The sequence below is a fragment of the Stenotrophomonas sp. Steno-C18 genome, from assembly GCF_056393195.1.
Genome location: NZ_JBWJOX010000003.1, coordinates 426,864 through 439,422, shown reverse-complemented (window position 1 = coordinate 439,422; position 12,559 = coordinate 426,864). Strand labels below are relative to the sequence as shown.

Here is a 12,559-nt window from a genome sequence, read left to right as displayed (position 1 = left end):
CTCTCCCGCATGCGGGAGAGGGGCTTGAGCAGCAGGACTGCAGCCACTTCCTGCCACGAACAGCCGGTCTCTGCCATTTCCCTTCTCCATTGCGGAGAAGGGCTTTTTCATTCGGTCACGAATTCACTCGTGTCGCGAGAACTCACTCAGGCTGCCGTCCTCGGCCAGCAACGCGACGGTGAACGGCTGGCGATAGCCATCCGGCGACTCCATGCCCGGCGAGCCGATCGGCATGCCGGGCAACACCAGCCCGCGGGCCTTCGGTCGCTCGGCCAGCAGCTTCTGGATCGCTGAAACCGGTACGTGGCCTTCCACCACGTAGCCGTCGATTTCCGAGGTGTGGCACGACATCATGCCCTCGCCAATGCCCAGGCGTTGCTTCACCGAGGCCATGTCGCTGGTGTCATGGATTTCCACCGGGAATCCGGCTGCCTGCATGTGCTCGGCCCAGCCGCCACAGCAGCCGCAGTTGGGGTCCTTGTGCACCTTCACCACCGGCAAGGTGGCGCGTGCGGGTACGGCGTCGACCGTTGCGTTGGCCGCCTTGGTGGCAGGCGCGGCCGGTGTCGCGTTGCAGGCGCTGACCAGCAGCGTGCTGGCGGCCAGGGCGAGGGCGGGCAGGGCGCTTGTTGAAAGCAGTTTCATGTCATTGAACTCCGTCGGGATTGCCGCGCCGGTGGTGTGCCGGCGCGGCCAAGGGCTTACAGCATGGACATACCGCGCTTGAACTCGTTGAGGTCGAGCTTTCCGTCACGGTTGGCATCGCTCATGTCGAAATGCGGCAGCAGTGCATGCCTGGCCGGCAGTTCCTGGCGGGTGAGGGCGCCATCGTTGTTGCTGTCCAGGCGCTTGAAGGTCGCCTCGACATCGCTTGCCGCCGCGTTGGTGGCCGGCTTGGCGGCGTGTGCGCTGTGGTCGTGCGCGGCGTGGCCCGCATGCTGGGCCTGGGCGAGGGTAGCCGGTGCGACAGTGGCGACGGCGATGAGCAGCAGGGTGTGCAGGATCTTCATGGGATGTTCCTTGGATGAGGTAGGTGCTGGCGCGCACGTCGCACGCCAGCGATGGCGGTCAGAACCAGAAGCGGATACCGGCCACCCAGCGTGATTCGCGGGTACCTTCGCCGGCATCGCGATGGATGTCGGCGGTGCGGCCGAACTTGCGCTCATGCACAAAGCCGACGTAGGGCGCGAAGCGACGGGTGATCTCGTAGCGCAGGCGCAGGCCGGCCTCGACATGGCCCAGCCCGCTGCCCACGCCGCGGCGGGGATCGTCATCGGCGGCGATGCTGGCTTCGATCACCGGCTGCAGGATCAGGCGGTTGGTCAGCAGCACGTCGTACTCGGCTTCGACGGCGAGCTCGGCCTTGCGGGTGCCACCGAGGTAGGCCATCGCCGAGACTTCGAACTTGTACGGCGACATGCCCTGGAAACCGATCGCCGCGCGGGTCAGGTCCGGCATCTGGCGGCCGTTGTCGTGGCGGACACCGGCCACGGCGTCCCACCACGGTGAGATCGAACGCCCGTACAGCGCATCCACCGACCAGTCGCCGAGCGTGCCGTCGCTGCGGCTGCCTTCGCTACGCACCCACAGGCGATCGATGTCGTTGCCGAACCAGGCATTGACGCCCCACGACTGGCCGCTGCCCTGGTCGTTGTCCCAGCCCTCCAGGTGGTCGAACACCACCAGGCTGTTGAACGCCGGTGCATGTTCCATCGCATGCGGCTTCAACACCGGGAACGCGGCGGCGTGATCCTCGGCCGTCGGCACCGGGATCGGCTCGCGGGGGGTATCGCCGGCGGCCTTCGCCGGCATGGCGTGCTCTGCATGTGCGTCGTGGTCCATGGCCGACATGTCATGGCCGGCATGCGGGTCCTGCGCCGGCGGTTGCGGCATCACGTGCCCGGCGTGCGGGTCGTCCTTCGGCGCCGCCGGCATCACGTGTCCGGCATGCGCATCGGCGTTTGCCTTCGGTGGTGCGTGGCCGGCGTGCGGGTCCTGGGCCAATGCCGGGCCGCTGGCGGCCAGCGCGAGGAACAGCAGGGAGTGGGAAAGTGTCTTCATGCCTGGATCCTCACTTCGCGCATCATCCCCGCTTCCATGTGGTACAGCAGGTGGCAGTGGAACGCCCAGCGGCCCAGTGCATCGGCACGCACGCGGTAGGTGCGGCGGGTGCCCGGCGGCATGTCGATGGTGTGCTTGCGCAGCTGGAACTGGCCGTCGGCGTCCTCCAGGTCGCTCCACACGCCGTGCAGGTGGATCGGGTGCTGCATCATCGTGTCGTTGACCAGCACGATGCGCATGCGCTCGCCGTAGTTCAGGCGGATCGGCTCGGCACCGCCGAACGGAATGCCGTCGAAGTTCCAGGCGAACTTCTCCATGTGGCCGGTGAGGTGCAGCTCGATCTCGCGGCCGGGCTCACGGCCATCCGGGTCCTCGAACAACGAGCGCATCGCACCGTAGGTGAGCACCTGGCGGCCGTTGTCGCGCAGGCCGATGCCCGGGTCGTCCAGCTTCGGTTCGGTGGCCGCGGTCTGCATGTCCACCAGCGGGTTGCCCGCCTCGCTCGGCTTGTGCTTCGGCGCCTTGTCACCACCGCCGTGCGCGCCGTGGCCCATGGCTGCGCCGCAGCCACCTTCCATGCCCTTGCCCATGTTGGCGCCGCAACCGCCTTCCATGCCGGCATGGCCGCCGCCGCCCATGTCATGGCCCATGTCGCCCATGGTCAGCAGCGGGCGCGGGTCCAATTGCGGGATCGGCGCCTGCAGGCCGTGGCGTACCGCCAGGGTGCCGCAGGCGTAGCCGGTGCGGCCCATGTCCTGGGCGAACAGCGTGAACGCATCCTGCCCGGTCGGCTCGACGATCACGTCGAAGGTCTCGGCCGGCGCGATGCGGAACTCATCGATGCTGACCGGATGGATGTACTGGCCGTCGGCCGCGACCACGGTCATCTTCAGGCCCGGGATGCGCACGTCGAAGTAGGTCATCGAGGCGCCGTTGATGAAACGCAGCAGCACCTTCTCGCCGCTGCGGAACAGCCCGGTCCAGTTGCCCGCCGGCGCGGTGCCGTTCATCAGGTACGTGTAGGTGTGGGCATTGATGTCGGAGATGTCCGAAGGCGTCATCCGCATCCGGCCCCACATGCCGCGATCGGCCAGGGTGGCGCGCAGGCCATCGGTGCGGGCATCGCGCAGGAAGTCGCCGACGGTGCGCTGGTAGGTGTTGTCGTGCATCGGCATCTTCTTCATGCGCCGGTGCAGGGCATTGGGATCCATGTCCGTCCAGTCCGAGAGCATGACCACGTGCTCGCGGTCGAAGTGGTACGGCGGTGGTGCCAGCGGGTCGACGATCAACGCGCCGTACAGGCCGGCCTGCTCCTGGAACAGCGAGTGGCTGTGGTACCAGTAGGTGCCCGATTGCTTGAGCTGGAAGCGGTACTGGTAAGCCTCGCCCGGTGCGATGCCGTTGAAGCTCAGGCCCGGCACGCCGTCCATGTTGGCCGGCAGCAGGATGCCGTGCCAATGGATCGAGGTCATCTCATCGGTGAGCGTGTTGGCCACGCGCAGGTTGACGGTATCGCCCTCGCGCAGGCGCAGGATCGGCGCCGGCAGCGAGCCATTGACGGTGATCGCACCGCGGGTGCGCCCGGTGAAGTTGACCGCCGAGCGGCCGATGGCCAACTGCAGGTCGGTGCCGCGCAGTTCGGTGGCGCCGGTGGCCATGGCGGCAGGGGTACGGGCGAGGGCATCGGGGATGCGCCCCAGCCCGGCACCGGCGACCACACCGCCCAGGGCCAGGCCCTGCACGAAGCGGCGTCGCGACAGCGCCGAGCGCGAATCGGAAAGGAAATCGGATGACATGTGGAACTCCCGGCCATGCCCGCGCATCACGATGCGTCGTGGCATGTCCTGAACAGATCAAGGAAGCACCACGGCAGGGCCGTGGCACAGGCATCTGCGAACCGGCGCGCGGGGCGCCAGCGGGAGATCAGGCGATGGGAGGCCGGTTCAGCTGGCCGGGGGCTACGTCGTAGCGCGAGGGCACCGGTGGCACCGGCGCGAGCGTGTGGCGGGGATTGCCCAGGCGGGCCATGGCTGTGGCCGGCAGCATGTTGCAGTGCTGCTTGCAGTCGCAGTGGTTGCCGTCGGCACAGGAGGCGGCGGTGGCGTCGCTCCCGTCGTCGGCGCATTGCAGGCTGGCTTCCTCATGACAGCAGTCGTGGCCGGCGTCCATGGTCATGGCCATGTCGTCCATCGGCATCGCCATCACCGTCGCAGACCATACCGACCCGACCGCACCGGCGATCAGGGAAAGGCACAGCAGCAGGGGCAGCAGGATGCGCGGCACGGGCTGGGGTCCGGGAACAGGCCTGAACCATACCATTTCAGTGTGAAGAAAGGCCTGAATGGTTTGTCGGGTTTCGGGTGTGCGCGAAGGGCATACCCCTCCCCAGCCCTCCCCTTGGCTGCGCCAAAGGGAGGGGGCGGAAAGGCGGCATTGTGACGACCTCGCAGGTCGATGGCTTTGTCCCTTCCCTTTGGCGCAGCCAAGGGGAGGGCTGGGGAGGGCGGCTTCCAGCGTCGAACCATCCCCCAGCCGGTAGAATTCCCGGCACTCTTCACTGAAGTGGCGTTCCATGTCCCAGCGTGCATGGGTGGCGTCGGCCATCCGCAAGATCGAAGCCGATTTCAACCGTTCGGCCGATACCCACCTGATCCCGATGGACCTGCCGGGTTTCCCCGGCATCGACCTGTACCTGAAGGACGAGTCCAGCCACCCCACTGGCAGCCTCAAGCACCGCCTGGCGCGTTCGCTGTTCCTGTACGCGCTGGCCAACGGCTGGCTGCGCGAGGGCTGCCCGGTGATCGAGGCCTCCAGCGGTTCCACCGCGGTGTCCGAGGCCTACTTCGCGCGCCTGCTCGGTCTGCCGTTCATCGCGGTGATCCCGGCCAGCACCTCGCCGGAGAAGATCGCCGCCATCGAGTTCCACGGTGGCCGCTGCCACCTGGTGCAGCGCGCCTGCGACCTGAACTGCGAATCGGAGCGCCTGGCGCGCGAAACCGGTGGTCACTTCATGGACCAGTTCACCTACGCCGAGCGCGCCACCGACTGGCGCGCCAACAACAACATCGCCGAATCCATCTTCAAGCAGATGGCCGAGGAGCCGCACCCGGTGCCGGAGTGGATCGTCTGCAGCCCCGGCACCGGTGGCACGGCCGCCACGCTCGGCCGCTATGTCAGCTACCGCCGCCACGACACCCTGATCCTGTGCGCGGACCCGGAAGTGTCGGTGTTCTACGACGGCTACTGCGCGGCATTGGCCGGCGACGATTGGCGCACGCTGACCTGCGAGGGCGGCTCGCGCGTGGAAGGCATCGGCCGCCCGCGGGTGGAGCGCAGCTTCATCCCGACCAGCGTGGACGCGATGGTCAAGGTGCCCGATGCACTGAGCCTGGCGGCGATGCGCCACGTCAGCGCCACGCTGGGGCGCCGCGTCGGCGGTTCCACCGGCACCAACTTCATCGGCGTGCTGTACGCCGCGCAGCAGATGCGTGACGCCGGCCGCAGCGGGTCCATCGTCACCATCCTGTGCGATGCCGGCGAACGCTACGCGCACAGCTACTACAACCCGGCCTGGTACGAGCAGCAGGGCATCGACATCGCCGCCGCAGATGCGCGCATCGCCGCCGCCGTGGCCGGGCAGGGCGTGCTGGCGCTGCCTTGTGCCTGGCTGGAAGCGTCGCCATATCAGGCGTGAAGCCGGCCGGGCCGGCGCTGTTTTCCCAGGATGACCATGAACACCAACCCCCTGCTCGATTTTTCCGGCCTGCCGCGTTTTGACGCGATCCGCCCGGAGCACGTCACCGCGGCCATCGACACCCTGTTGGCCGAGGCCGAGGCGGCGGTGAAGGCCGCCGAGACGGTGGCGCCGGTCAGCTGGGACAGCTTCGTGACGCCGCTGGACGATGCCACCGAGCGGCTGTACCGCGCCTGGGGCCAGGTGTCGCATCTGCAATCGGTGGTCAACACGCCGGCGCTGCGCGAGGTGTACAACGCCAACCTGCCGAAGCTCAGCCGTTTCGGCAGCGCGGTGGCGCAGAACCCGGCGCTGTACGCGCAGTACAAGGCACTCGCCGCCGCCCCGGAAGCGGGCGCCTACGACGACGCCAGGGCCAAGGTGCTGGCCAACGCCCTGCGTGATTTCCGCCTGGGCGGCGCTGAGCTGGGCGAGGCCGACAAGGTCCGTTTCGCCCAGCTGCAGGAGGAGCTGTCCGGCCTGCAGGCGACGTTCTCGCAGAACGTGCTCGACGCCACTGATGCCTTCGCGCTGTACGTGGACAACGAGGACGAATTGTCCGGGCTGCCGGCCGATGTCATCGCCGCCGCCCGCGCCGCGGCGCAGAAGGACGGCCGTGAGGGCTGGAAGCTGACCCTGCAGATGCCGTGCTACCTGCCGGTGCAGACCTATGCCGATAACCGCGCGCTGCGCGAGCGGCTGTACCACGCCAATGCGGTGCGCGCCTCGGAGTTCGGCGACGCGGCCTTGGACAATGGCGGCAACATCGACCGCATCCTGGCCGTCCGCGCCGAACTGGCGGCGCTGCTGGGCTTTGCCAACTACGGCGAGTACTCCATCGCCACCAAGATGGCCGACGACGCGCTGCAGGTGCTGGGTTTCCTGCGCGACCTGGCGGCACGCGCCAAGCCGTACGCACAACGCGACCGGGCCGAACTGGAAACCTTCGCTCGCGACGAACTGGGCCTGGATGATCTGCAGGCCTGGGACCTGGCCTATGCCGGCGAGAAGCTCAAGCAAGCGCGTTACAGCTATTCCGAGCAGGAGGTGAAGCAGTACTTCACCGAGCCGAAGGTGCTGGCCGGCCTGTTCGGCGTGATCGAGCGGCTGTATGGCCTGACGGTGCAGCCGGACACCGCGCCGGTCTGGCACGAGGACGTGCGCTTCTACCGGCTGGTGGACGCCGAAGGCGCGCTGGTCGGCCAGTTCTACATGGACCTGTACGCCCGCGAGGGCAAGCGTGGCGGTGCGTGGATGGACGACTGCCGTAACCGTCGCGTCACCGCCGGTGGCGTGCAGACCCCGCTGGTGTACCTGGTGTGCAACTTCGGCCGCGGCAGCGACGGCACGCCGGCGACCTTCAGCCACAACGAGGTCACCACCCTCTTCCATGAGATGGGGCATGGCCTGCACCAGCTGCTCACCCGCGTCGGCGAGTTGGCGGTGGCGGGCATCAACGGCGTGGAGTGGGACGCGGTGGAGCTGCCCAGCCAGTTCATGGAGAACTTCTGCTGGGAGTGGGAGCAGGTCGAGGCGATGACCGCGCATGCCAGCACCGGCCAACCGCTGCCGCGCGCGCTGTTCGAGCGCATGCTGGCCGCGAAGAACTACCAGAGCGGCATGTTCACCGTGCGCCAGTTGGAGTTCGGCATGTTCGACATGCTGCTGCACAGCCAGTACCAGCCGGCGCAGGACAGCGTGCTGCAGGTGCTGGAGCGGGTGCGCGGCGAAGTGGCGGTGAATTTCCCGCCGGCATGGAACCGCTTCCCGAACCAGTTCAGCCACATTTTCGCCGGTGGCTACGCGGCCGGTTACTACAGCTACAAGTGGGCCGAGGTGCTCAGCGCCGATGCGTATGCCGCGTTCGAGGAAGCCCCGGACAAGCTGCAGGAGACCGGCGCGCGTTTCCGCGCCGAGGTGTTGTCGCGTGGCGGCAGCCGCAGCGCCGCGGAGAACTTCCGTGCGTTCCGCGGCCGTGACCCGCAGCTCGACGCGCTGCTGCGGCACAGCGGCATGGTCGCCTGAGCCGGCACCCGGCGGCAGTGACGCCGTAGCACCTGCCTAGGGCGGGCTACGGCGGGGTTTGGCCGGGGTTTCGGTTTCATCCACATTGGGCGTGGCACACTGTGGGGACATTCGCGCCAATTCACATTCACCATGAAAAGGTGGTTCGGCCCCTCCAGGGGCAAGCCCGGTACCGTATTCCGCATCGTGGCCTCGGCCGCGATCATCGGTGTGGTGATGTGGTTCCAGCCGCGCATCAATGAGCCGGCGGCCGAGGTCAGCAATGGCCTGAACCTGCGCAGCGCACCGGACCAGCGCGCCGAGCGCCTGGCGGTGTTGCCGGTGGGCACGCAGGTGGAAGTGCAGCGCTGCCTGGACGACCTGCAATGGTGCAACGTGCGTGCCGCCGGCAAGAGTGGCTGGGTGGCCGCCGATTACCTGGTTGCCCGGAGCGACGGCAAGCGCGTGCGCCTGGCCGAGGCCGGCAAGCAGATGGGCGTGGTGATCGAGACCGCGCAGCCGGGTGGTTAAGTGAGAAGGACGCCGCCTCCTCCCTTTGGCGAAGCCAAGGGGAGGGTTGGGGAGGGGTAGCACTTCGCGCGGTGGCGGTTTTCCAGCGTCGCGGCCGAGGCCGCTCCTACGAAAACAGCCGCTTGCGCGGCTGTTTTCGTGCATCCACAACGGAACGGATCACACCCGGCCGAAGATCAGCGTGGCGTTGGTGCCGCCGAAGCCGAAGCTGTTGGACATCACAGTGTCCAGCTGGGCGTCCTGGGTCTGGCGCAGGATCGGGAAGCCTTCGGCGCGCTCGTCCAGCGTCTCGATGTTGGCCGAGCCGGCCATGAAACCGTCGCGCATCATCAGCAGGCAGAAGATCGCCTCGTGCACGCTGGCCGCACCCAGCGAGTGGCCGGACAGCGCCTTGGTCGAGGACAGCGGCGGCACCGCCTCGCCGAACACCGCGCGCACCGCGCCCAGCTCGGTCACATCGCCCAGCGGCGTGGAGGTGCCGTGGGTGTTGAGGTAGTCGATCGGGCGATCCACGGTGGCCATGGCCATCTGCATGCAGCGCACCGCGCCTTCGCCGGACGGGGCGACCATGTCGGCGCCGTCGGAAGTCACGCCGTAACCGACGAGCTCGGCGTAGATCTTCGCGCCGCGCGCGACCGCGTGGTCGTAGTCCTCCAGCACCAGCATGCCGCCGCCGCCGGCGATGACGAAGCCATCGCGGTTGGCGTCATACGGGCGCGAGGCCACCGACGGGGTGTCGTTGAAGCTGGTGGACAGCGCGCCCATGGCGTCGAACATCACGCTCATCGACCAGTGCAGGTCCTCGCCGCCGCCGGCGAACATGATGTCCTGCGCGCCGTGGCGGATGAGGTCGGCCGCCGCGCCGATGCAGTGCGCCGAGGTGGCGCAGGCCGCCGACAGCGAGTAGCTCAGGCCCTTGATGCTGAAGGCGGTGGCCAGGTTGGCCGACACGGTCGAGCACATCGTGCGCGGCACCATGTACGGGCCCACCTTGCGCACGCCGCGGTTGCGCAGCAGGTCGGCTGCCTCCACCTGCCATTCGCTGGAGCCGCCGCCGGAGCCGGCGATCACGCCGGTGCGCACGTTGCTGACCTGGCTTTCGTCCAGACCGGCATCGGCGATGGCATCGCGCATGGCGATGTAGCTATAGGCGGCCGCATCGCTCATGAAGCGCTTGAGCTTGCGGTCCACCTGCGCCTCGATGTCCAGCTCGACCTTGCCGGCCACCTGGCTGCGCAGGCCGGCTTCGGCGTGGTCGGGCATGGCGACGATGCCGGGACGGCCTTCGCGCAGGGCGCTGGAAACGGTATCCAGATCGTTGCCAAGGCAGGACGTGATGCCCATGCCGGTAATGACGACGCGACGCATCAGAAGCTCTCGGTAGAAGTGAACAGGCCCACGCGCAGGTCCTTGGCGGAGTAGATCTCACGGCCATCGACCAGCATGCGGGCATCGGTCTGCGCCATCACCAGCTTGCGGTTGATCACGCGCGCGACATCGATCTCGTACTGCACCAGCTTGGCACTGGGCAGCACCTGGCCGGTGAACTTGACCTCGCCGCAGCCCAGGGCGCGGCCACGGCCTTCGGCGCCCAGCCAGGTCAGGAAGAAGCCGGTCAGCTGCCACATGGCATCCAGGCCCAGGCAGCCGGGCATCACCGGGTCGCCGATGAAGTGGCAGCCGAAGAACCACAGGTCCGGTTTGATGTCGAGCTCGGCCCGGATCAGCCCCTTGCCGTAGGCGCCGCCGTCCTCGCGGATGTCGGTGATGCGGTCGAACATCAGCATTGGGTCGTTGGGCAGGCGGCCCTTGTTGGGGCCGAAGAGTTCACCGCGCGCGCTGGCCAGCAACTGGTCGCGGGAGAACGTGTGCAGACGGGTCATCCGGGGAGTGTCCAAAGCCAGGAACGAGCCGCCGAGCATGCGTCAGCACCTGCGTTCAATCAAATGTTTTAACTGGACGGTTGCGTATGTTCGGCGCAGTTAGCAGCCGTTAGAAGGCTGTTACGGAACGTTTTGAATTGCACAATTGTGAGGACAAGTGTGCATTTAGCGACAACAGCTATCATGTTGGCGACCGTTTCGGACTGTTGTCGTGGCCCAGCTTCGCAAGATCATCCATGTCGACATGGACGCCTTCTATGCGTCCGTGGAGCAGCGCGATGACCCCGGTTTGCGCGGGAAGCCGGTGGTAGTGGCCTGGCGGGGTGCCCGTTCAGTCGTCTGCGCGGCGTCCTACGAGGCGCGCACCTTCGGGGTGCGCTCGGCGATGCCGGCGCTGCGTGCCGAGCGGCTGTGCCCGGACGCGATCTTCGTGCCGCCGGATTTCGTCCGCTACAAGGCGGTGTCCCGGCAGATCCGCGAGATCTTCCTGCAGCACACGCCGTTGGTGGAGCCGCTGTCGCTGGACGAGGCCTACCTGGACGTGACCGACTCGCCGACCTGCGACGGCATCGCCACCGAGATCGCCCGCACCATCCGCGCGCAGATCCGCGAAGCCACCCAGCTCACCGCCTCGGCCGGCATCGCGCCGAACAAGTTCCTGGCCAAGATCGCTTCGGACTGGCGCAAACCGGATGGACAGTTCGTGGTGCCGCCCTCGAAGGTGGAGCAGTTCCTGACGCCGCTGCCGGTCAACCGCGTGCCCGGGGTGGGCAAGGTGATGGAAGGCAAGCTGTCGGCGCTGGGCATCGCCACCGTCGGCGACCTGCGCACGATCCCGCTGGAGCAGCTGCAGGCCTTGTTCGGTACGTTCGGCGGCAGCCTGTACCGGCGCGCGCGGGGCATCGACGAGCGGCCGGTGGAGCCGGACCAGCCGGTGCAGTCGATCTCCTCGGAGGACACCTTCAGCGAGGACCTGCCGCTGGGCCGGTTCGACGAGGTGATCACGCAACTGGCCGAGAAGACCTGGCGCGCGACGGGGCGCACCGAGCGGGTGGGGCACACCGTGGTGCTCAAGCTCAAGACCGCGCAGTTCCGCATCCTTACCCGCAGCTTCACCCCGGAAGCGCCGCCCTCGTCGGTGGAGGAGCTGCGCGATATCGCATTGGCGTTGTGCCAGCGCGTGCAGCTGCCGGCGGAGACCTTGTACCGGTTGGTGGGCGTGGGCCTGTCGGGCTTCCGTGACCGCGAGGACGTGGTGGTGCAGGGTGATCTGTTTCGGAATGCATGCAGTGAAGATTGAAATGAGCGGCGGGTTGATGCCGCAGCGTTGGGCGCTCTCTGCGACACAGCTTCTCCCGCTTGCGGGAGGAGGAAGGGTTTTCAGGTTTTTTGCCTCGAGCCCCTCTCCCGCATGCGGGAGAGGGGTTGGGGTGAGGGGAAGCTTTTGGCGGGCGAAGATCAAAAGCGCCCCTCATCCGCCCCTCCGGGGCACCTTCTCCCGCGTGCGGGAGAAGGGGGAGTTTTCAGGCGTTTCGCTACAATCTTCTGCTTTCGCAAACGGAGTAATGCATTGGCAACGTCGGCAGTGATTTTCGATCTGGATGGCACGCTCGTGGACAGTGCCAGCGATATCGCCGAAGCGGTGAACCGCACGCTGGAAGATCTCTCGCTGCCACGTGTGAGCGAGGCCACTGTGCGCAGTTGGATTGGCGAAGGCGTGCGCAAGTTGGTCACCACTGCGCTCAATGACGCTGGCAGCGAGCGGACGCTGGATGAAGTAATGCCGACCTTCATGCGCCATTACCGCGATTGCCTGCTGCGCAGCCCGCAGTTGTACGAGGGCGTGGTCGAGACGCTGCAGGCACTGCGCCAGCGCGGCCTGCCGATGGCCATCTGCACCAACAAGCCGGCCGCGCTGGTGCCGCCGTTGCTGGAGCACCTGGATATCGCCGGCTTCTTCGCGCACATCATCGGGGGCGACTCGTTGCCGCAGCGCAAGCCCGCGGCCGAACCCCTGCTGCACACCGCGGCCTTGCTCGGGCAGCCGGTGCAGGCCTGCCTGATGGTGGGCGATTCGGCCACCGACCTGGGCGCGGCCGACAACGCCGGCATGCCGATCGTGCTGGTGCGCTACGGCTATCCGCGCGACCTGGACCTGGATGCCACCGATGCGGTGGCGGTGATCGATGCGCTGCCGGAGTTGCTGGGCCACCTCGCATGACCGGCCGGTAGCGCCGGGCCACGCACGGCAGGCGCTTTCCCGGTACAGCCCGGCGCCAATGGCTGCGCTCCACCCCGCGCGCGGCGCTTTGCCGCATCCGAAAGTTAGTAATAATCATTATCATTT

Annotated in this window: 12 protein-coding genes; 5 read left to right on the top strand and 7 right to left on the bottom strand. The window is 67.5% G+C overall.

Annotated elements, in window-relative coordinates; translation table 11 throughout:
• Positions 1-123: 123 nt before the first annotated feature.
• The 5 genes from AC06FE_RS09210 to AC06FE_RS09190 form a co-directional block, all read right to left on the bottom strand.
• Complete coding sequence (locus AC06FE_RS09210; protein ID WP_478072865.1) at positions 124-645, bottom strand: DUF411 domain-containing protein; 522 nt, start codon at positions 643-645, stop codon at positions 124-126.
• A gap of 56 nt (positions 646-701) precedes the next feature.
• A complete protein-coding gene (locus tag AC06FE_RS09205) occupies positions 702-1,010 on the bottom strand; it encodes an EF-hand domain-containing protein (protein WP_165931215.1) in 309 nt (102 codons plus the stop codon).
• Between the two features lie 58 nt (positions 1,011-1,068).
• Entirely contained in the window at positions 1,069-2,061 is a 993-nt protein-coding gene (locus AC06FE_RS09200) for a copper resistance protein B (RefSeq protein WP_478072864.1), read from the bottom strand.
• Complete coding sequence (locus AC06FE_RS09195) at positions 2,058-3,857, bottom strand: copper resistance system multicopper oxidase (RefSeq protein WP_323438692.1); 1,800 nt, start codon at positions 3,855-3,857, stop codon at positions 2,058-2,060. Before AC06FE_RS09195 ends, AC06FE_RS09200 begins: the two co-directional genes overlap by 4 nt.
• Positions 3,858-3,984: 127 nt before the next feature.
• Positions 3,985-4,344 (bottom strand): CopL family metal-binding regulatory protein, encoded by a 360-nt coding sequence (locus AC06FE_RS09190; RefSeq protein WP_165931214.1) that lies wholly within the window; start codon positions 4,342-4,344, stop codon positions 3,985-3,987.
• A gap of 289 nt (positions 4,345-4,633) precedes the next feature.
• Between AC06FE_RS09190 and AC06FE_RS09185 the strand changes: the two genes are divergently transcribed.
• The 3 genes from AC06FE_RS09185 to AC06FE_RS09175 all read left to right on the top strand — a co-directional run bounded on the left by AC06FE_RS09185 (position 4,634) and on the right by AC06FE_RS09175 (position 8,329).
• Positions 4,634-5,755 (top strand): PLP-dependent cysteine synthase family protein, encoded by a 1,122-nt coding sequence (locus AC06FE_RS09185; RefSeq protein WP_478072863.1) that lies wholly within the window; start codon positions 4,634-4,636, stop codon positions 5,753-5,755.
• A gap of 36 nt (positions 5,756-5,791) precedes the next feature.
• Complete coding sequence (locus AC06FE_RS09180) at positions 5,792-7,819, top strand: M3 family metallopeptidase (RefSeq protein WP_478072862.1); 2,028 nt, start codon at positions 5,792-5,794, stop codon at positions 7,817-7,819.
• Between the two features lie 132 nt (positions 7,820-7,951).
• Positions 7,952-8,329, top strand: a complete 378-nt coding sequence (locus AC06FE_RS09175) for an SH3 domain-containing protein (protein ID WP_446539912.1) — start codon at positions 7,952-7,954, stop codon at positions 8,327-8,329.
• A 159-nt stretch (positions 8,330-8,488) separates the two neighbouring features.
• On the opposite strand, the gene fabB is transcribed toward AC06FE_RS09175, so the two are convergent.
• Both fabB and fabA read right to left on the bottom strand, forming a co-directional pair.
• Complete coding sequence (gene fabB / locus AC06FE_RS09170) at positions 8,489-9,697, bottom strand: beta-ketoacyl-ACP synthase I (RefSeq protein ID WP_132865738.1); 1,209 nt, start codon at positions 9,695-9,697, stop codon at positions 8,489-8,491.
• Positions 9,697-10,212: a 3-hydroxyacyl-[acyl-carrier-protein] dehydratase FabA gene (gene fabA, locus AC06FE_RS09165; RefSeq protein ID WP_132865737.1), complete on the bottom strand. Its 516-nt coding sequence runs from the start codon at positions 10,210-10,212 to the stop codon at positions 9,697-9,699. The genes fabB and fabA overlap by 1 nt, the downstream gene beginning before the upstream one ends.
• Before the next feature lie 211 nt (positions 10,213-10,423).
• On the opposite strand from fabA, the gene dinB reads away from it, so the two are divergent.
• Positions 10,424-11,512, top strand: coding sequence for a DNA polymerase IV (gene dinB, locus AC06FE_RS09160; RefSeq protein WP_478072861.1), 1,089 nt, complete (start codon positions 10,424-10,426; stop codon positions 11,510-11,512).
• Positions 11,513-11,782: 270 nt separating this feature from the next.
• Positions 11,783-12,433, top strand: coding sequence for a phosphoglycolate phosphatase (gene gph / locus AC06FE_RS09155; protein ID WP_225591818.1), 651 nt, complete (start codon positions 11,783-11,785; stop codon positions 12,431-12,433).
• The last annotated feature ends 126 nt before the right edge of the window (positions 12,434-12,559 follow it).

Bases quoted from the DNA above. Each gene is read 5' to 3' on its own strand.
- AC06FE_RS09210 (WP_478072865.1), bottom strand. From the start codon at position 645: ATGAAACTGCTTTCAACAAGCGCCCTGCCCGCCCTCGCCCTGGCCGCC.
- AC06FE_RS09175 (WP_446539912.1), top strand. From the start codon at position 7,952: ATGAAAAGGTGGTTCGGCCCCTCCAGGGGCAAGCCCGGTACCGTATTC.
- AC06FE_RS09205 (WP_165931215.1), bottom strand. From the start codon at position 1,010: ATGAAGATCCTGCACACCCTGCTGCTCATCGCCGTCGCCACTGTCGCA.
- fabB (WP_132865738.1), bottom strand. From the start codon at position 9,697: ATGCGTCGCGTCGTCATTACCGGCATGGGCATCACGTCCTGCCTTGGC.
- AC06FE_RS09185 (WP_478072863.1), top strand. From the start codon at position 4,634: ATGTCCCAGCGTGCATGGGTGGCGTCGGCCATCCGCAAGATCGAAGCC.
- fabA (WP_132865737.1), bottom strand. From the start codon at position 10,212: ATGACCCGTCTGCACACGTTCTCCCGCGACCAGTTGCTGGCCAGCGCG.
- AC06FE_RS09195 (WP_323438692.1), bottom strand. From the start codon at position 3,857: ATGTCATCCGATTTCCTTTCCGATTCGCGCTCGGCGCTGTCGCGACGC.
- AC06FE_RS09180 (WP_478072862.1), top strand. From the start codon at position 5,792: ATGAACACCAACCCCCTGCTCGATTTTTCCGGCCTGCCGCGTTTTGAC.
- AC06FE_RS09200 (WP_478072864.1), bottom strand. From the start codon at position 2,061: ATGAAGACACTTTCCCACTCCCTGCTGTTCCTCGCGCTGGCCGCCAGC.